A 19,011-nucleotide genomic window follows, 5' to 3' on the forward strand; every position below is an offset into this window, starting at 1 on the left:
GGGACAGCATAACAGAATCAGGACGAGGCGAAGAGATCAGCGCGCCCGGAACGATGCGATCAGGCTTTCGGCCATGCGCACGAATTGCGCGCTCGGGCCTTCGGCGCCGACGCTCTGCATCGAGACGCGCGCGCCTTCGAGCAGCAGCGACAGCGTGTCGGCGAGAAGCTCGGCTTGGCCGATGCCGGCATCGCGGCAAAGCGCAACCAGCTTTTCGCGCTGGGCTTCCTTCAGCTCCTTGATGACGCGCCTGGCCGGGTGATCGGCCTCGGTGAGCTCGACGGCGGCATTGGCCATGTCGCAGCCACGGCTGTCGACGCTGAGCAATTCCGAAGCCTTCTGGACCCAGGCATGCAACTGGGCGAGCTTGTCGCCGGGATGCCTGGCCTCGAACTCGTCCCATATCCTCGAAGCCTTCGCCGCCGTGGCGCGCAGGCATTCGATGACCAGATCGTCCTTGGATTCGAAGTGACGGTAAAGCGTCATCTTGTTGGTGCCGGCAGCCTCGGTGATTGCGTCGACGCCAACGCCCTTGATGCCGTGCTTGTGGAACATGTCCTGCGCCGTCTCCAGGATCCGATCCCGGGGGCGGGAACGCTCCGCAACGCCGTCAGTCATCATGCTCTCCTTTCGTCGTTTCCAAAAAAACCGAGGTCACCTCTTGACTAGGGTGTTACCGGTCTGTAACTTTTAGATGTTACTTACTGGTAACACCTATATCACTCTCCGTCAAACGACAAGGCCCACCGATAGCCTGCCAGAGTGAGATAGGACGAAAAAATAGCCTGTCATGCGGCTCCGGCCGGTGAAAAAAGAGAAAAGCGGTCCGTGATCAATTGATGCGGACCGAGCAAGGAGCCGCTCCTATGCAAAAGCGCAAATACCTGACGATCGACGAAGCCGTCCGGGATCCGATGATCCGGCTGGTGATGAAGGCGGACGGGATCGACCCCAAAGCCTTCGAGCGGATGCTGCGCCAGCGCGCGGCGGAACAGGCGCCGGACGATGAAGTCCTGCCATCCTTCCTGGCGGATTCCGGCTCCGGCCGGGCCCGGCGCCTGCGCCATTTCGGAAAAACCTTCGGCGAGGCGTCCGCATCATGGTAAATTTCTTCGTTCACCGTCCGATCTTTGCATCGGCGATCGCCATCATCATGGTGCTCGCCGGCGCGATCGCTTATTTCCTGCTGCCGGTCTCGCAGTTCCCCGACATCACGCCGCCGCAGGTCGTGGTCAGCGCCCATTATCCGGGCGCCAGCGCGCAGGTCGTGGCCGATACGGTCACCACGCCGCTCGAGCAGCAGATCAACGGCGTGCAAGGCATGACCTACATGTCGTCGACGAGCTCGAATGACGGCTCCTCGACCATCACCATCACCTTCGATGTCGGCTATCCGCTGAGCACGGCGGCAGTCGACGTGCAGAATCGCGTCTCCCAAGCGGCATCCTCCCTGCCGGCAATCGTCAACCAGGGCGGCGTGACGATCAAGAAGCAGAACCCCAATTTCGTGCTGATCGTCGACCTGACCTCGCCGGACGGCTCGGTCGATCCGGTGGCGCTGAGCAACCTTGCCTATCTGCAGGTGGTCGATCCGCTGAAGCGCCTGGCGGGCGTCGGCGACGTGCAGATCTTCGGCGAGCGCCGTTATTCGATGCGCGTCTGGCTCGATCCGGACAAGCTGGCCAATCTCGGCATCACCGCCGTCGACGTGCAGAACGCCATCGCCGAGCAGAACGTGCAGGTGGCGGCCGGCAAGATCGGCCAGTCGCCGGCGCCCGCCGGCACCGCCTTCGAGATGCAGGTCAACGCGGTCGGCCGCCTGAGCGACCCCAAGGAATTCGGCGACATCGTCGTGCGCGCCAATTCGCAGAACGGCTCGCTCGTGCGGCTGCGCGACGTCGCCCGCATCGAGCTCGGCGCGCTGCAATATTCGTCATCCGCGTTCTTCGGCAAGGACCCGACCGTGGTGCTTGCCGTCTACCAGATGCCCGGCTCCAACGCGCTCGACCTGCAGCAGCGGGTCAAGGACAAGATGCAGCAGCTGTCGCAGCGGTTCCCGAAGGGCGTCCACTACGCCATGCATTACGACACGACACGCTTCGTGTCGGCCTCAATGCATGACGTGCTGATCACGCTCGGCGAAGCGCTGGTGCTGGTCGTGGCGGTGGTGTTCATCTTCCTGCAGAGCTGGCGCACGACCATCATTCCGACCATCGCCATTCCCGTCTCGCTGGTCGCGACCCTGGCGGTCATGTACATGCTGGGCTTCTCGCTCAACATGCTCTCCCTGCTCGGCATGGTGCTGGCGATCGGCCTCGTCGTCGACGACGCCATCGTGGTGGTGGAGAATGTCGAGCGACAGCTGGAGGCCGGGCTGAAGCCACTTGCCGCGACGCGCGCGGCGATGGCCGAGGTGACCGGGCCGATCATCGCCACCACGGCGGTGCTGATGGCGGTGTTCGTCCCCGTCGCTTTCATCCCCGGCGTTTCCGGCCGGCTCTACAACCAGTTCGCGCTGACGGTGGCGATCTCGGTCGGCATCTCGGCCTTCAACTCGCTGACGCTGTCGCCTGCGCTGAGCGCCGCGTTCCTGCGCCATCGCGGCGAAACGCAATTCGTGCTGTTCCGCTGGTTCAATGCCGGCTTCGACTGGCTGTCGCATGCCTATGCGCATGGCGTGCGCATCCTGATCAAGCTTCGCTGGATAATGCTCGGCCTGTTCGCGGCCGGCCTCGTCGCCACCTATTTCGTCTGGCAGAAATTGCCTTCGACCTTCCTCCCCGTCGAGGACCAGGGCTATTTCTTCGTCGTCATCCAGCTGCCCGACGGCGCTTCGCTCGAACGCACCGACGCGGTGGCCCAGAAGGCGCGTGACATCCTGCAGAACACGCCCGGCGTCGACATCGTCGGCTCGATCAGTGGCCTGAACTTCCTGACCAGCGCCGCGCAGTCGAACTCGGCCGTGGAATTCGCCATCCTGAAGCCGTGGGACGAGCGCGGACCTGACCAGAACGCCTCGAAGCTGGTCGCCGATGTGCGCAACAAGCTGTTGCAGATCCCGGAAGCCTTCGCGCTGTCCTTCGATCCGCCGTCGATCCCGGGCCTCGGCACCACCGGTGGTTTCGAGTTCCAGGTGGAGGATCTGTCGGGACGCGGTAGTGCCGCGCTCAACGACGTGACGCAGGCGCTGATTGCGGAAGCCCGCAAGCAGCCGGAGCTCAACCCGCAGCAGCTGTTCTCGTCCTTCTCGACCTCGACGCCGCAGTTCAACTACGACCTCGACCGCAGCAAGGCGAAGCTTCTCGGCCTCAACCTGCCGGATGTCTTCAACACGCTGCAGATCTATCTCGGCTCGCTCTACGTCAACGACTTCAACCTGTTCGGCCGCACCTTCCGTGTGACCATCCAGGCCGACAAGGACGCGCGCGCCGACGCGACCGACATCTCGCGGCTCTATGTGCGCAACGCCTCGGGCGGCATGGTGCCGCTGAGCACGCTGGGCAAGCTGGTGCCGATCGTCGGACCGGAGACCGTGCCGCATTACAACAACAATGCCTCGGCCCTGATCAATGGCGGCGCTGCCCCCGGCTTCTCGTCCGGACAGGCTGTTGCTGCCATGGAGCGGGCGGCGGCCAACGTTCTGCCGCGCGACTTCGGCTATGAATGGACAGGCATCACCTTCCAGGAGCTCAAGGCCGGATCGATCGCCTCGGTCGTGTTCGGGCTGGCGATTGTTTTCGTCTTCCTGATCCTGGCGGCGCAGTATGAAAGCTGGGCGATGCCCTTCATGGTGCTGCTCGCCGTGCCGCTCGCCCTGTTCGGCGCCTTCGTGGTGCTGCTGCTCCGCGGCATGCAGATCGACGTCTACTCGCAGATCGGCTTCGTCATGCTGATCGGCCTCGCGGCCAAGAACGCGATCCTGATCGTCGAGTTCGCCAGACGGCGACGTGAGGAAGGCCTGACCATCGTCGAAGCGGCGATGGAAGCGGCACGGCTGAGGCTGCGGCCGATCCTGATGACCGCCTTCGCCTTCATCCTCGGCGTGCTGCCGCTGATGTTCGCGACGGGCGCGGGCGCCGCCAGCCGGCAGTCGATCGGCACCACCGTCTTCGGCGGCATGGTGGCGGCGACCATCCTGTCGCTGGTCTTCGTGCCAGTCTTCTACGCGGTGATCGAACAGCTGCGCGAGCGCGGCGAGAAAGAACCAGCCAAGGGACACCACGACGCCCCTCAGCAGCAAGACATTGAACCGACCGCCGAGCCGGCGCTTCAGCCGCTCGCCCAGGCGGCTGAATAGCTCGCCCAGGCGGCCGAATAGGATTGGAGACCAAAATGCGTAAATGGAAAATCGCTTTAGGAACGGCCGTTGCGCTTGGCGCGATCTCGGTGGCAAGCGTCCACCTGCTGAATCCGGGCTATCTCGGCGGCGGCACGGCGGGCGCAGCGCCCGCCCCGGCGGCCTTCGTCATGCCGGTGCCGGTGGTGAACGTCGTGAAGAAGACGCTGCCGATCTATCTCGACTACGCCGCGCGAGTCGAGTCGATCCGCAGCATCACGCTGCAGGCGCGCGTGCCGGGCTATCTGCAGGAGCAGACCGCGGCCGACGGCAGCGACGTGAAGCAGGGCGACATGCTCTACCGCATCGCGCCCGATGACTATCAGGCCGCGCTCGACCAGGCGAAGGCGCAGGTGCAGCGCGATACCGCGACGCTCGAATACGCAAAGTCCAATCTCGGCCGCGGTAGCGACCTCGCCAAGGCCGGCTATCTCGACAAGGACAGCTTCGACCAGCGCACCAGCAATCTGCGCACGGCCCAGGCCGCCCTTGCCGTCGACCAGGCGGCGGTGCGGACGGCCGAGCTCAACCTCGGCTATGCCGAGATCAAGGCGCCGTTCCCGGGCCGCATCGGCCGCAACCAGGCCTCGGTCGGCACGCTGGTCAGCGTCGCCGGCACGGTGCTCAACACGCTGGTGCAGCTCGACCCGATCTATGTGACCTTCAACCCGAGCGAGACCGACCTGGTGCAGATCGAGCAGGCCAAGGCCAATGGTCCGGTCGCCGTCGACGTGCTGTTGCCCGGCGATACGGTGCCCAGCCAGAAGGGCGAGCTGACCTTCATCGACAACACGATCGACCACTCGACCGGCACGATCACGGCGCGCGCCACGATCGGCAACGCCAAGTTCACACTGCTGCCTGGGCAATATGTGCGGGTGCGGCTGCATGTGAAGGAGCAGCCCAACACGCTGATGGTGCCGCAGGTGGCGCTGGGTTCCAGCCAGCTCGGCAAGTACCTCTATGTGCTGGGCAAGGGCAACACGGTCGACCAGAAACTGGTGTCGCTTGGGCCGACCGACGGCGACCTGATTTCCGTGACCTCCGGCATCTCCGAGACCGACCAGGTGATCACGGGCAATCTGCAGAAGATCGGACCCGGAATGCCGGTTTCTCCCTTGCCGCAACCGAAACCGGCCAGCTGATAACCCCCATCAGTTCCGGTCCGACGGCGCCCTCGGCTCCCACGTCGAGGGCGCCGTTTCGTTTTGAGTTGTCAGGCGGCTCCCGATGCCGGTTCCGTGCGGGGCCTGCCGGGATTGCTCGCCAGCAATTCGACGAGGCCGGCAATGTCGGCGCGTTCCGCCTTCGCCGGCAGCATGAAGGCGCAATAAGGCTGACCGAGGCGGACGGAGACGGAAGACAGCGCGATCAATCGGCCGGCTTCGACATCCGCGTTTGCCATCACCTTCTGTCCCAAAGCTATGCCCAGGCCCAGCCGCGCGGCGCCGATCGCCAGGCTGGACAGGCCGACCCGGCGGCCATGCGACGGGTCGGGCGCGCGGCTGCCGCCGGCGGCCGCGAACCAGTCCGCCCAGCTCGGATGCGAGGCATAGTTCGGACCCCAGTTGGTGTGAATGAAATGGCTCTCATGCACATCGGCCAGATCGGCGGCGCCGTGGCGTTGCCAGAAGTCGGGCGACGCTACAGGCAGCACCTCGTCATGAACCAGCCGCACCATCTTCAGCGCCGGGTAGTGATAATCGCCATAGGAGATGCGCAGGTCGATGTTCTGGCGCACCACATCGACGGGATCGTCCTCGACCCGGACATCGATCGCCATTTGCGGAAAGCCGTCGAGCAGCACCGCAAGCCTTGGCGTCAGCCACAACTCGGCCAGGGAGAACGGCACGCTGACCACGAGGCGCGTCCGCAAGCCGCCTTCCAGCATGCGCCGGCCGACCGCAGCGATCTCGCCCAACGCCCGCGCCGTCTGCGGATAGATGGCATGACCGGCATCGGTCAGCGCGATACGGTTGCCGTTGCGCATAAAGAGCTGCTTGCCGAACCAGTCTTCCAGATTGCGGATCTGCTGGCTGACCGCGGCCGATGACACACCGAGCTCGGTAGCGGCAAGCGTGAAGGAGCCGGCGCGGGCCGCGACCTCGAAAGCCCTCATCGCATTCAATGGCGGAAGCTTTTCCACGTTTTGCCCCCGAAAGATTTTCTTGGCGGAGCCTAACAATTTTCCGCGTTGCGGCAAAGTTTTCCTTGCGGTAGTGATTTCAGATTTTTGGAGGACGCAATGATCGAAGACATTCTCGACCTGGACCGCTATCCCCTGAACCGCGAGGGCAGCCCTGAATGGCAGCGCCTGGTGGACGATTCCAAGGCGGCGCTCGCGGCAAACGGCATGTTCAACCTGGAAGGCTTCCTCCGCCCCGGCATCGCCGAAAAGGCGGTCGCGGAGATTCGGCCGGTGATGGACACCCGCTCGCATGTCCACAAGCGCATGCACAACATCTACTTCAAGCCGTCGATCCCGGAGCTCGCACCGGACCATCCGGCGCTGCGCAAGGTCGAGACGATCAGCCATACGGTCTGTGCCGACCAGATCCCGGGCAGCACGGTTTTGTCGATCTACGAATACGAGCCGATGGTGCGGTTCCTGGCGGCGGCGATGGACAAGCCGCAACTGCATGTCATGCAGGATCCGCTCGCCCGCGCCAACGTCATGGGTTACCGCGCCGGCGAAGCGCTCAACTGGCATTTCGATCGCTCGGAATTCACCACGACGCTGTTGCTGCAAGCGCCCGAGGTCGGCGGCGATTTCGAATACCGCACCGACCTGCGCTCGGACAGCGACCCGAACTATGACGGCGTGGCGAAGCTGCTCGAGGGGCGCGACCCCGAGGCAAAAATCCTGCGCATCAAGGCCGGAACGCTGAACGTCTTCCGCGGCAAGAACACCGCGCACCGCGTCACCACCGTTGAGGGCAATCGTGAGCGCATGATCGCGGTGTTCTCCTACTACGAACGTCCCGGCGTGATGTTCACCGATGAGGAGAGGATCGGGTTCTACGGACGTGCCGCCTGAGGCTGCGATTTAAAATCCGAGCTTGTGGAAATCAGCTCTTGTTAGATTGTCGACAATCTGCTTGTCTTGCGGAAATTCCTCCCGGGGGGTCGTCCCATGGCAAAGCTGGATTTCAGTCCGATCGCGGATACGACGCGCAGGGCGGAGATCGTCGCCCTGCTCAGGCGCGCCATCCTGACCGGACAGCTGGAACCGGGGCAGAAGCTCAACGAGCTCAGGATTTCCGAGCAGATGCGGGTCAGCCGCGCGCCGCTGCGCGAGGCGATGCGCGAGTTGGTGCAGGAAGGCATCCTGACCAGCATCGCCTATGCCGGAACCTTCGTCATCGACGTCACCGCCAAGGACATCATCGATGCCTATTCCCTCAACAAGGTGCTCGATGAATTCGCCATCGAACTCGCCTGGCCGCAGCGCGACGCGCGCTTCTTCGACGAGCTTGACCGCCGCCACGAGGCGGTGAAGCAGGCGACGCGCGCGAAGAACACCACGCGCCAGATCGAAACGGCGTTGCAGCTGCATGGGTTGATCTATGAGTGGGCCGACAATTCGGTGCTTCTGGAGACCTGGCAGCGGCTGACCAGCCGGCTGCAGATGTACTTCGCCCTGCATCAGCGCGCACGCAACGAGCCGGTGCCGGCCGAGGATGTGCACGAAACCTATGTGGCACTGCTCAAGGACTCGGACATGCGCGCCGCCCAGTGCCATGCGCGCGAGCATATCGACCTCGATTTCGAGGAGCTTCTTGCCTATGCGCGCGGCCTCGAAAAGCGCGCATCGAAGAACTGACAGACGGACAGCAAAGTGAAGATCAAGAGCATCAAGGCCTACCATGTCGTCCAGCCCTTCGTGGACGGGCCTTACCGCATGTCCAAGGGGCGCGTCGCCGACTGTTTCGACGCGGTGATCGTCGCCATCACCTCCGACAGCGGCGTGACCGGCTGGGGCGAGATGGCGCCGCTCGGCAACTTCTATTCGGCCGCGTTCCCGGCGGGCACCCGAGCCGGTGTGCCGGAAATCGCGCCGCATCTCATTGGCCAGGATCCGCGCGGTCTGGCCGGCATCGGCCGGCTGATGGACACGGTGTTCAAGGGCCACACCTACATCAAGTCGGCGCTCGACATGGCGTGCTGGGATCTCGCCGCTCGTGCGGCCGACGTGCCGCTGGTGACAATGCTCGGCGGCCGCGAGAGCGACATGGCGGAGACCTATCGGGTCGTCACCCACGGCACGCTCGACCAGATGGCCGCGCTTGCCAAGCGGATCATCGCCGAAGGCTGCCGGCGCCTGCAGGTCAAGGTCGGCGGCAATGTGCATGACGACATCGAGCGGGTGACGACGGTTGCCTCGGCGGTGCCCAAAGGCACGGTGATCTTCTGTGACGCCAATGCCGGCTGGACGCCCTACCAGGCCCGCCAATTCGCCGACGCCACGCGCGGCATCGACTACACCTTCGAGCAGCCCTGCACGACGCTGGATGAGAACATGTCGGTGCGCCGCATGCTCGACAAGCCGATGGTGCTCGACGAATCGGTCACGTCGCTAGGCGAGATGCTGGAAATCCATCGCAGGGGCGCCGCCGACGGGCTGACGCTGAAGATCTCGCGGCTGGGCGGCGTGACGCAGACGCGGCTGATCCGCGACGTCGCCGTCGATCTCGGCTTCATGATCACGGTCGAAGACACGGGTGGCGCCGAGATCGACACCGCCGCGATGGCGCATCTGTCGCTGTCGACACCGGCGGAGCGCCGGCTGCACGCCATCGCCTTCCACGAATGGGTGACGGTGCGCACGGCAAAGAATGCACCACCCGTGACCGGCAGCCATATGGGCATTCCTGACGGCCCCGGCCTCGGCATCGATGTCGACCCCGGCCTGCTCGGCGAGCCCTTCTTCGAGATCGGCTGACATGAAGATCAGGCGCGTCAAGGCGACACCGATCAACTACCGGCTGGAAGCGCCTTACGTTTGGGTCTTTGGCGAGCTCGACGGCTTTTCGCCGACCATCGTCGAAGTCGAGACCGAGGATGGGCCTGTCGGCATCGGCGAGGCGCCGACGCCGGGCGCGGCGGCGGTCATCAACGACGTGCTGGCGCCGAGACTCGCCGGTCGCGACGCCTTCGACATCGCCGGCGCCGAGGAAGTCTGCCTGCCGTTCTGGAGCGGCGTGCAGTCGATCAACGACCGCACCCGCATCATGGCCTTCGGCGCCATCGAGATGGCGCTGTGGGATCTGCGCGGCAAGGCGTGGAAGCAGCCGCTCTATCAACTGCTCGGCGGCGCGGTGCGCAAAGACATTCCCTTCACGGACTATTTCTCACTGCGCGGCGATGGCGCCAGGGTGAAGGGCGAGAAGACGCCGGAAGAAGTCGCCGACTATTGCTTCGAACTCCACGAGCGCCATGGCACGACCTTCTTCGAGGGCAAATTCTCGACGCAGGACCCGAGGGTCTCGATGAAGATGGTCGAGCTGATCCGCAGGAAGCTCGGCGACAAGCCGATGATCCGCGTCGATTCCAACCAGGCCTATTCGCTGGCGACCGCCAGACAGTTGGCGCGACCGCTGGAAGAGCTCGGCGTGCGCAACTGGGAAGACCCGGTGGCGACGATCGAGGAGATGCGGGAGTTGCGCAGGCATACCTCGATCCCGTTCTCGACCCACAACATCGACATCGCCCGCGCTATGGAGCTGAAGGTGCCGGACGCCTTCGTCGGCAACCCGACGGCGCATGGCGGCATCAACCGCATGCTGCGCTTCGTCGGCGCCTGCGAGCATGCCGGCATCGACTATTGGTGCTACAGCGGCGACACTGGCATCGGCAGCGCCTGCTACCTGCATCTGTGCGCCGCGCTCGGCTGGATCAGGGAGCCCAACCAGTCGCTGTTTCGCATGCAGCCGATGGACATCATCGAGGAAGGCCCGTTCGCGCCGAAGAACAATGTTGTGCCGGTGCCCGAGGGCCACGGCCTCGGGGTCACTCTGTCGCAGGAAAGGCTTGCCGCCTGCAATCGCGATTTCGTCGAAAATGGCCCCTGCAACAAATATCACGACCCGGAAAAGCCCGGGACCTACCGCCGACTGCCGCTGATTTAGGAGGACGTCGAAAAGCTAGCAGAACTTATCCGGAAAAGGGCGGCCACAAGTCGCCTGGCCGACAGACAATTCATCAAGAAAATCTGACTTTTCCATCCCAACCAGCGGATGGACCGGTCGGAGCCGCATGCTACTGTACGTCGACCGATACTGACGAGAGCGGGGAACAGGAGAACTCCACGGCACTCGTCAATTTGAAGGCACTCGCCAACCACAACAAACTGGGGAAAGGGCTCAGACCCATGAGCAAGAACTATCGCATTCTCGATCTGCTGCGGCGCGGCCGCACGCCACTTGAAAACCATCTCATCGACGGCCTTGTCGACGGCCGCATCAGCCGCCGCGAATTCGTGCGCCATGGCAGCCTGCTCGGCCTGTCGCTGCCGCTGCTCGGCCGCGTCGGCATGGCCGCGGGCTTCGGCGCGGCGCCCTCGCTCGCGCGCGCCGGCGCGCCCGGCGCCACCATCCGCATTGGCAGCAGCGTGCCGGCAGCGGCGATCGATCCTGTGACCATCGCCGACGCCGGCGGCCTGCTCGTCATGCAGCAAGTGGCCGAATTCCTTTGCGTCGACGGCCCGGACCTGGTGCTGAAGCCGGCGCTGGCGGAAAGCTGGAAGCCGAATGCCGACGGCACGGTGTGGACCTTCACGCTGCGCAAGGGCGTGAAATTCCATTCGGGCGGCGAGATGAAGGCCGAGGACGTGATCGCCAGCATCGACCGGCTCGCCGATCCGGCCAATTCGTCCAACGCGCTGTCGGTGTTCACCGGTATCCTGCAGAAGGGCAACACCAAGAAGGTCGACGATTACACCGTCGAATTCCATCTCGACGCGGCGAACGGCAACTTCCCCTACATGGTGTCGTCCGACAACTACAACGCCGTCATCATCCCGGCGAGCTACAAGGGCGACTACGAGAAGAGCTTCGACGGCACCGGTCCGTTCAAGCTGGAAAAATACACGCCCAAGGTCGGCGCCTCCTTCGTGCGCAACGACGATTACTGGGGCGACAAGGCCTTGCCGGATCGCACCGAGTTCACCTTCTTCACCGACATCCAGCCGCAGATCCTGGCGCTGCAGGGCGGCCAGATCGACATCATCAACCAGATGCCTGTGCTGGCCGGCGTCGGCCTGCTCAACGATCCGAATGTCGACATCATCAGCCTCAAGTCGGTGGCGCATCAGCAGTTGCACATGCAGTGCGATGCCGATCCGTTCAAGGATCCGCGCGTGCGCCGCGCGATCGCGCTCAGCATCGACCGCAAGAAGCTCGTCGCCGGCCTGATGAAGGGACGCGCCCAGGAGGGCAACGACAGCCCGTTCGCCGGCGTTTATCCGTCGACCGACCCGAGCGTGCCGCAGCGCGAGCAGGATATCGCGCAGGCCAAGCAGCTGATGGAGGCCGCCGGGGCCGGCAAGGGCTTCAAGGTGACGCTGACCACGGAGCGCTATCTGGAAATCCCGGAATACGCCCAGCTCATCCAGAACTGGGTCAAGGAGATCGGTATCGAGCTCGAGCTCAACATCCTCGACCAGGGCGCGTATTACGGCGATGCGGTGTTCGGCAAGTCGAACTGGCTGGATTCCGTGATGGGCATCACCGACTACGGCCATCGCGGCGTGCCGAACGTCTATCTCGCCGCGCCCTTGAAGAGCGAAGGCACCTGGAACGCCGCGCATTTCAAGAACAAGGACTACGATCAGCTGGCGACCAGCTATATCGCGGCCCTCGACCTCGAGGCGCAAAAGGCCACCGCGGGCAAGATCCAGAAGCTGCTGCTCGAGGAAACGCCTGTGATCTTCGGCTATTTCTACGACTACCTGACGGCGACGGCGAAAGGCGTGACGGGCGTGCAGCCCACCGCCATGTCGCAGCTGTTCCTCGACAAGGCGTCGAAGGCCTGACGAGAGCGAACAAGCATATCCCTGACAGCCGGCTCTCCACGGAGAGCCGGCTCCAATAGGAGTATTCGCCATCCTCGTCTTCCTCGTCCGGCGCCTGGCTCTGTCGCTCGTCACGCTGTTCCTGCTCAGCGTCATGGTCTTCCTTGGCGGCCAGGTGCTGCCGGGCAATGTCGGGCGCGCCATATTGGGGCCGTTCGCCGATCAGCGCGCCGTCGACGCGCTCAACCACTCGCTCGGCGTCGACCGGCCGCTGCTCGTTCAGTACGGCACCTGGATCTGGAATTTCCTGCATGGCGACATGGGCACGTCCTACATTTTTCGCGCGCCGGTCGCGCCCTTCGTCATCGATGCCTTGGGCAATTCGATGAAGCTGGCGCTGGTCGCCTTCGTGCTGGTGGTACCGATCGGCATCCTTGGCGGGGTCATTGCCGCGCTGAACCTCAACCGGCCGCTCGACCGCATCATCAGCCTCGGCGGCCTGTCGGTGACGGTGCTGCCGGAATTCGTCACCGGCATCATCCTGATCCTGATCTTCGGGGTGTGGCTGCGCTGGCTGCCGATCGCCGCCGCCTGGCCGAAAGGCGCCGGCTTCTTCACCCAGCTCTATTACCTGATCCTGCCCTCGCTGCCGCTGTTTTTGGTGCTGTTCGGCTATATCGCGCGCATGGCGCGCTCCGGCATGATCGAGGCGTTGGATTCCGACTACACGCGCACCGCGGTGCTGAAAGGCCTGCCCTGGCGTACGGTGATCTGGCGGCATGTGCTGCGCAACGCGCTGCTGCCGACCATCACCGTGATCGCCACCCAGACCGGCTATCTCATCGGCGGCCTGGTGGTGATCGAGACACTGTTCCGCTACCAGGGCATCGGCTCGCTGATCTTCACCGCCGCGCGCGGCAAGGATTTCCCGATGCTGGAAGCCGGCATTCTCACCATCGGCATCGTCTATGCGGTGGCGACATTGGTCGCTGACTTCCTTTATTCGGTGCTCAATCCGCGCATCCGGCTGGGAGCAGAACAATGAGCGCGACCGACACGCCCGCCAGCCTGCCGGCGCCTTCCGCGCCCGACACCACACGGCGCAGCCCCTGGGGCGAGGTGCTGCATTCGCTCTTCAGGTCCGGCACCTTCCTGACCGGGCTTTTCATCCTGTTGTTCTGGGTCGTCTGCGCGCTGTTCGGCCAGCACTTCGTGCCCTACGATCCGCTCGAAAGCGACATCATCAACTCGCTGACACCGCCGGCGGCCGACCACTGGTTCGGCACCGACCAGCTCGGCCGCGACGTCTTCTCGCGCGTCATCGTCGGCTCGCGCGACATCCTGACGGTGGCGCCGCTGGCGACGATCCTTGCGACCCTTGCCGGCACCGCGCTCGGCCTCGTCATCGGCTATTTCCGCGGCATCGTCGACGACATCGTCAGCCGCGTGCTCGAAGCCTTCATGGCGATCCCGGTGGTCATCATCGCGCTGCTCGCCATCGTTGCGCTCGGCACCTCGAAGATCACCGTCATCGTCGTCATCGGCCTGAGCTTCGCACCGATCATCGCACGCACCGTGCGCTCGGCGGTGCTGGCCGAACGCGAGCTCGACTATGTCGCCGCGGCAAAGCTGCGCCACGAAGGCGCGCTGCACACGATGTTCGTCGAGATCCTGCCCAACGTCATCCCGCCGATCCTGGTCGAGACGACGGTGCGGCTGGGCTACGCCATTTTCGCGGTGGCCACGCTCTCCTTCATGGGCTTCGGCATCCAGCCGCCCTCGCCCGACTGGGGCCTGTCGATCTCCTCCAATTACGGCATGATCGGCGGCGGCTTCTGGTGGACGGTGCTGTTCGACGCCTTGGCCATCGCCTCGCTGGTGATCGGCGTCAATCTGGTGGCCGACGGCGTGCATGGAGCGTTCAATGACTGAGCCAAGCCACCCCGCCAACGCGCTTGAGCTGAAGGACCTTTCGGTCGCCTATCGGGTCGGCCGCCGCGACCGCGCGGTGCTGCGCAACGTCAACCTAACCATCAAGGCCGGCGAGGCCTATGGGCTGGTCGGCGAATCCGGCTGCGGCAAATCCACCGTGGCGCTGTCGGTGGTGCGCTACCTGCCGCGCAACGGCTCGATCACCGGCGGCTCGATCGCGCTCGACGGCAAGGATGTGATGAAGCTCGACGCGGAAGCGCTGCGGCGCGCCCGCGCCGACAGCGTGTCGATGGTCTATCAGGACCCCGGCAAGGCACTGAACCCGTCGCTGCGCATCGGGCGCCAGCTGACCGAGATCTTCGAGCTTGCCGGCGTCACCGGACAGGCGGCCGAGGACAAGGCGCTCGCCATGCTGAACCGCGTGCGCATCTCGGATCCGGCAAGCGTCATGCAGCGCTATCCGCATCAACTCTCTGGCGGCATGCAGCAGCGCGTGGCGATCGCGATGGCCTTGGCCAACGACCCTTCGATGCTGATCCTCGACGAGCCGACGACCGGCCTCGACGCCACGGTCGAGGCCGAGGTGCTCGACCTGATCGGGCAATTGCGGCGCGAGCTGTCGGCCTCGATCCTGTTCATCAGCCACAACCTCGCCGTCGTGTCCAACATGTGCGACCGCGTCGGCGTGCTCTATGCCGGCATGCTGGTCGAGGAAGGCTCGACCAAGGACGTCTTCAACGATCCGCGCCATCCCTACACGGTGGCGCTGCTGCGCTGCCTGCCGCGCGGCGGCCAGCGCAAGGACCAGGGTCGCCTCGATACCATTCCCGGCTTCCTGCCCGGCATCGGCGCCACTATCGTCGGCTGCGCCTTCGCCGACCGCTGCGCTTTGGCCACCGAGCGCTGCCGCGCCGAGCCGCCGCCGCTCTACGATCCCGGCGGCGGCCGCCTGTCGCGCTGCCACTATCACGACAAGGCGCAGTCGCTGCCGCGCGCCACGCCCGCCGAGATCGTTGCCGCAGCACCCAAGCAGGCGCCACCGGTGCTGCAGGTCGAAGGGCTGAACAAGACCTATGCCAGCCACGGCCGCCCGCTGCGGGCGGTGAAAGACGTCTCGGTCAGCCTGAGGGCCGGCGAGACGCTTGGCCTGGTCGGCGAATCCGGCAGCGGCAAGACCACCTTCGCGAGGTTACTGCTCGGCCTTGTCCCGCCCGACGAAGGCGGCTCGATCGAGCTCGAAGGCAAGAAGCTGGCGCCGCGGCTTGCCAGCCGCTCGGAAGAGCAGGTCAAGGCGGTGCAGATCGTCTTCCAGAATCCGGACTCCGCGCTCAACCGCTCGCATTCGATCCGGCATATCCTCAGCCGTGCCCTGAAGCGGCTGGGCGGGCTCAGCGGCAAGACGCTGGACACGCGCCTCGAAGAGCTGGTCCGCTCGGTGCGGCTCACCGACCGGCATCTCGCGGTCAAGCCGCGCCAGCTGTCGGGTGGCCTGAAGCAGCGCGTGGCGATCGCGCGCGCCTTTGCCGGCGAACCGCGCATTGTGGTGTGCGACGAGCCGACCTCGGCGCTCGATGTCTCGGTGCAGGCGGCGATCCTCAACCTCTTAGCCGACCTGCAGTCGAGGCAGGATGTCAGCTACATCTTCATCTCGCACGACCTCGGCGTGGTGCGCTATCTCTCCGACAAGATCGCGGTGCTCTATCTCGGCCGCATCATGGAGTTCGGGCCGTCGGAGGCGGTGTTCTCCGGTCCGCATCATCCTTACACCGAAGCCCTTCTGTCGGCGGTTCCACAACTCGACCGCACCGAGAGCTCGCGCATCCGCCTCGACGGCGAGATCCCGAGCGCGGCCAACCCGCCGACGGGCTGCGTCTTCCACACCAGATGCCCGCGCAAGATCGGCGCCATCTGCGAGACACAGGAGCCGGAGCTGACGGAGGCCCAGCCAGGGCACACGATCCGCTGCCATATCCCTTACGCAGAACTGGCGCGGCTGCAGAAGCCGAAGGTGGTGGAGCCGGCGTAACAGCAATCAAGGCAGAGGCGCGTCCGCCATGCTGAGGGCGCGGTCGGCCTCGGCGAAGCCGCTTGCTTCGGACCAGTCCTTGACCAGCATGCGGAGACCCTTGAGTGCAATGTCGAGAGCATCGGACGATGCCGGGTTGGCGGGATAGGCGAGATAGATCGGGCGCTGGAACACCGGCGCATCCTCGACGCGCCGCAGCTCGCCGCGCTCGATATGCGCGCTCACCGCGCTGAGCGGCAGATAGGCGGCCGCCTTGCGCGACAGGACGTGCTGCAGGCCGATGAAGACCAGCCCGGCCGAAATCGCGGGCTTCACGACATCGGCAAAGGCGCGGTCGTGCTCGATGCGGAATTCCAGCCCCCAATCCATCAGGATGTAGTTGTCGGTCCATGATCCGGGCTGCTCGGCGTGCTGGACGAGCACCACCTGGTCGACCGCCAAGGTCTCATAGACGATGCCCGGATGCGGCTTGGGCAGATAGAGGATGCAGATGTCGAGCAGGCCTTCGGCGATCTGGTCGATCGCCAGATCCGGGAAGCTGCCTTCCAGCCTGAGCGCCACATTCGGCCGCCGCTGCCGCATCCAGTCGATCCAGGGCGAGGTGATGCTGTCCCAGAGATAGGCGGGCGCGGTCAGCCTGAGCAGCGTCTCATAGCCGTCGGGAACGGCGATATCCTGGCGCGATTGCTCCCAAGTGCGGGTGATCGTCGAGGCATGCGGCAGGAACTGCCGGCCGGCAGGCGTCAGCGTGACGCCGTCGCTGTCGCGCACGAACAGTTTTCGCCCCAGCTGTTCCTCTAGGCCGCGAATGCGCGCGCTGACGGTCGACTGGGCGAGGTTCAGCCGATGGGCAGCGACGGTGAAGCTGCCATGCGCCGCGACCTCCAGGAAACTGCGCAGATTTTCGGTATCCATGGTCCCCTGTCCTTGAGCTACCGCCATCGAAATCTTCGATGGCCTCAATCAAAAAATATCGCTTTCCGGTCGCGGTCAACAATGGCCTAAATGTCAACAAAGCCCCCGCGACAAAACAAGGAATGCCGCCATGCCCAAGCATTTCAGGATGATCGACGCCGCTCGCAAGCAACTCAGCGCAATCGAAAATTCCGCTATCGACGAATTGCTCACCGGCAGGATCGGCCGGCGCGAATTCCTGCGCCATGGCAGCGTGCTCGGCCTGTCGCTGCCCTTCCTCGGCGGCATCGCTTCGGCGGTCGGCCTCGGCGCTCCACAGGCACGCGCCGAAGGCAAGCCCGGCGGCACGGTGCGCGCCGGCGTCGCAGTGCCCGGCGGCGCCATCGACCCGGTTACTTACTATGACAGCGGCAGCTATCAGTTGGTCTTCCAGGTGGCCGAATTCCTGTGCGTGACGCAGCCCGACCTGACGCTGAAGCCGGTGCTGGCCGAAAACTGGTCGCCCAATGCCGACGGCAGCGTGTGGACCTTCAAGCTGCGCAAGGGCGTGAAATTCCACAATGGCGAGGACTTCAAGGCTGACGACGTGGTGGCGACCTTCGATCGTCTCGCCGATCCGAACGGCCCGTCCAACGCGCTGTCGGTGTTCAAGGGCCTCTTATCGAAGGGCGGCACGCGCAAGATCGACGACCACACGGTCGAGTTCCATCTCGACACGCCGAACGGCAGTTTCCCCTATTCGGTGTCGATCGACAATTACAACGCCGTCATCCTGCCGGCGAGCTACAAGGGCGATTACGAAAAGACCTTCGAAGGCACCGGTCCGTTCCGGCTCGAAAGCTATACGCCCAAGGTCGGCGCCAGCTTCGTGCGCAATCCCGACTACTGGGGCGACATGGCCCTGCCCGACCGGCTCGAGTTCAAGTTCTATGGCGATGTGCAGCCGCGGATTCTTGCGCTGCAGGCGGGCGAGGTCGACGTGCTCGACGCCATCCCGCTCGACGTCAGCCAGGTGGTGCTGGGCAACCCCGACATCCAGGTGCTGCGCGTCGCCTCGACCGCGCATCGCCAGCTGCATATGCGCTGCGACATGGCGCCCTTCACCGACAAGCGCGTGCGCCAGGCGCTGGCCTTGTGCATCGACCGTTCCAAGCTGGTCGATGGGCTCTGCCGTGGCATGGCCGCGACCGGCAATGACAGCCCCTTCGCGCCGGCCTTCCCGGTCACCGACAAGTCGGTGGCGCAACGTGCGCAGGACATCGCCAAGGCCAAGCAGCTGATGGAAGCGGCCGGCCTTGGCAGCGGCTTCGATATGACGCTGACGACGCTGCGCTATTCCGACATTCCGGGCTATGCACAGCTGTTCCAGAACTTCGCCAAGGAGATCGGCGCCCGCATCTCGCTCAACATCGAAGATCAGGACAAATATTACGGCAAGGCGGTATTCGGCCAGTCGGACTGGCTGGACAGCCCGCTCGGCATCACCGACTACGCGCATCGCAGCGTGCCGAACGTCTTTCTCAAGAGCCCGCTGGTCAGCGATGGGCCGTGGAACGCGGCGCATTTCAAGAACACCGCCTATGACGGACTGGTCGCCGGCTATCTCAAGGCGCTCGACCTCGACTCCCAGCGCAAGGCCGCTTCCGACATCCAGAAGCTGCTGCTCGACGAGACACCGGTGATATTCAGCTATTTCCCGGACCTCCTGGTACCGGTGCGCAAGACTGTCAGCGGCGTGCCGCCGATCGCCGCCGGCCTGCTGCTCGATCGCGTATCGGTGGCATCATGACC

Annotated in this window: 15 protein-coding genes; 12 read left to right on the top strand and 3 right to left on the bottom strand. The window is 64.7% G+C overall.

Annotation, left to right across the window (positions count from 1 at the left end; translation table 11 throughout):
• Positions 1-36: 36 nt before the first annotated feature.
• Complete coding sequence (locus tag CK230_RS19750) at positions 37-618, bottom strand: TetR/AcrR family transcriptional regulator (protein ID WP_095818958.1); 582 nt, start codon at positions 616-618, stop codon at positions 37-39.
• 248 nt (positions 619-866) lie between these two features.
• Here CK230_RS19750 and CK230_RS19755 point away from each other — a divergent pair, with 248 nt between their 5' ends.
• From CK230_RS19755 to CK230_RS19765, 3 genes are read left to right on the top strand one after another with little or no spacing between them, the layout of a single operon-like run.
• Positions 867-1,106 carry a hypothetical protein gene (locus CK230_RS19755; protein WP_095818815.1) on the top strand — a complete coding sequence of 80 codons (240 nt, stop codon included), beginning with the start codon at positions 867-869 and terminating at the stop codon, positions 1,104-1,106.
• Complete coding sequence (locus tag CK230_RS19760) at positions 1,100-4,297, top strand: multidrug efflux RND transporter permease subunit (RefSeq protein ID WP_095818816.1); 3,198 nt, start codon at positions 1,100-1,102, stop codon at positions 4,295-4,297. Before CK230_RS19755 ends, CK230_RS19760 begins: the two co-directional genes overlap by 7 nt.
• Before the next feature lie 35 nt (positions 4,298-4,332).
• The gene (locus CK230_RS19765) at positions 4,333-5,481 is read left to right on the top strand and encodes an efflux RND transporter periplasmic adaptor subunit (protein WP_095818817.1); all 1,149 of its coding nucleotides are present in this window, start codon (positions 4,333-4,335) and stop codon (positions 5,479-5,481) included.
• Between the two features lie 71 nt (positions 5,482-5,552).
• Here the strand turns inward: CK230_RS19765 and CK230_RS19770 are convergent, their stop codons facing one another.
• Entirely contained in the window at positions 5,553-6,482 is a 930-nt protein-coding gene (locus tag CK230_RS19770) for a LysR substrate-binding domain-containing protein (RefSeq protein ID WP_095818818.1), read from the bottom strand.
• 99 nt (positions 6,483-6,581) lie between these two features.
• Here CK230_RS19770 and CK230_RS19775 point away from each other — a divergent pair, with 99 nt between their 5' ends.
• From CK230_RS19775 to CK230_RS19810, 8 genes are all read left to right on the top strand, one after another.
• Entirely contained in the window at positions 6,582-7,373 is a 792-nt protein-coding gene (locus tag CK230_RS19775) for a 2OG-Fe(II) oxygenase (protein WP_245429979.1), read from the top strand.
• A gap of 96 nt (positions 7,374-7,469) precedes the next feature.
• Positions 7,470-8,159 carry a GntR family transcriptional regulator gene (locus CK230_RS19780; protein ID WP_095818819.1) on the top strand — a complete coding sequence of 230 codons (690 nt, stop codon included), beginning with the start codon at positions 7,470-7,472 and terminating at the stop codon, positions 8,157-8,159.
• 15 nt (positions 8,160-8,174) lie between these two features.
• Complete coding sequence (locus CK230_RS19785) at positions 8,175-9,278, top strand: mandelate racemase/muconate lactonizing enzyme family protein (protein ID WP_095818820.1); 1,104 nt, start codon at positions 8,175-8,177, stop codon at positions 9,276-9,278.
• A 1-nt stretch (position 9,279) separates the two neighbouring features.
• Complete coding sequence (locus CK230_RS19790) at positions 9,280-10,464, top strand: mandelate racemase/muconate lactonizing enzyme family protein (RefSeq protein ID WP_095818821.1); 1,185 nt, start codon at positions 9,280-9,282, stop codon at positions 10,462-10,464.
• Between the two features lie 242 nt (positions 10,465-10,706).
• Positions 10,707-12,368, top strand: a complete 1,662-nt coding sequence (locus tag CK230_RS19795; protein ID WP_095818822.1) for an ABC transporter substrate-binding protein — start codon at positions 10,707-10,709, stop codon at positions 12,366-12,368.
• A gap of 70 nt (positions 12,369-12,438) precedes the next feature.
• A complete protein-coding gene (locus CK230_RS19800) occupies positions 12,439-13,392 on the top strand; it encodes an ABC transporter permease (protein ID WP_095818823.1) in 954 nt (317 codons plus the stop codon).
• A complete protein-coding gene (locus CK230_RS19805) occupies positions 13,389-14,279 on the top strand; it encodes an ABC transporter permease (protein WP_095818824.1) in 891 nt (296 codons plus the stop codon). Before CK230_RS19800 ends, CK230_RS19805 begins: the two co-directional genes overlap by 4 nt.
• Complete coding sequence (locus tag CK230_RS19810) at positions 14,272-16,305, top strand: ABC transporter ATP-binding protein (protein WP_095818825.1); 2,034 nt, start codon at positions 14,272-14,274, stop codon at positions 16,303-16,305. Before CK230_RS19805 ends, CK230_RS19810 begins: the two co-directional genes overlap by 8 nt.
• 6 nt (positions 16,306-16,311) lie before the next feature.
• On the opposite strand, the gene CK230_RS19815 is transcribed toward CK230_RS19810, so the two are convergent.
• Positions 16,312-17,220, bottom strand: coding sequence for a LysR family transcriptional regulator (locus CK230_RS19815; protein ID WP_095818826.1), 909 nt, complete (start codon positions 17,218-17,220; stop codon positions 16,312-16,314).
• A 130-nt stretch (positions 17,221-17,350) separates the two neighbouring features.
• Between CK230_RS19815 and CK230_RS19820 the strand changes: the two genes are divergently transcribed.
• Positions 17,351-19,009 (top strand): ABC transporter substrate-binding protein, encoded by a 1,659-nt coding sequence (locus CK230_RS19820; protein ID WP_095818827.1) that lies wholly within the window; start codon positions 17,351-17,353, stop codon positions 19,007-19,009.
• Positions 19,010-19,011: the final 2 nt, after the last annotated feature.

This window comes from Mesorhizobium sp. WSM3859 (assembly GCF_002295065.1).
GTDB lineage: Bacteria > Pseudomonadota > Alphaproteobacteria > Rhizobiales > Rhizobiaceae > Mesorhizobium.

Coding starts and splice junctions, on each gene's coding strand:
- CK230_RS19750 (WP_095818958.1), bottom strand. CDS start 618: ATGACTGACGGCGTTGCGGAGCGTTCCCGCCCCCGGGATCGGATCCTG.
- CK230_RS19755 (WP_095818815.1), top strand. CDS start 867: ATGCAAAAGCGCAAATACCTGACGATCGACGAAGCCGTCCGGGATCCG.
- CK230_RS19760 (WP_095818816.1), top strand. CDS start 1,100: ATGGTAAATTTCTTCGTTCACCGTCCGATCTTTGCATCGGCGATCGCC.
- CK230_RS19765 (WP_095818817.1), top strand. CDS start 4,333: ATGCGTAAATGGAAAATCGCTTTAGGAACGGCCGTTGCGCTTGGCGCG.
- CK230_RS19775 (WP_245429979.1), top strand. CDS start 6,582: ATGATCGAAGACATTCTCGACCTGGACCGCTATCCCCTGAACCGCGAG.
- CK230_RS19780 (WP_095818819.1), top strand. CDS start 7,470: ATGGCAAAGCTGGATTTCAGTCCGATCGCGGATACGACGCGCAGGGCG.
- CK230_RS19790 (WP_095818821.1), top strand. CDS start 9,280: ATGAAGATCAGGCGCGTCAAGGCGACACCGATCAACTACCGGCTGGAA.
- CK230_RS19795 (WP_095818822.1), top strand. CDS start 10,707: ATGAGCAAGAACTATCGCATTCTCGATCTGCTGCGGCGCGGCCGCACG.
- CK230_RS19805 (WP_095818824.1), top strand. CDS start 13,389: ATGAGCGCGACCGACACGCCCGCCAGCCTGCCGGCGCCTTCCGCGCCC.
- CK230_RS19810 (WP_095818825.1), top strand. CDS start 14,272: ATGACTGAGCCAAGCCACCCCGCCAACGCGCTTGAGCTGAAGGACCTT.
- CK230_RS19815 (WP_095818826.1), bottom strand. CDS start 17,220: ATGGATACCGAAAATCTGCGCAGTTTCCTGGAGGTCGCGGCGCATGGC.
- CK230_RS19820 (WP_095818827.1), top strand. CDS start 17,351: ATGCCCAAGCATTTCAGGATGATCGACGCCGCTCGCAAGCAACTCAGC.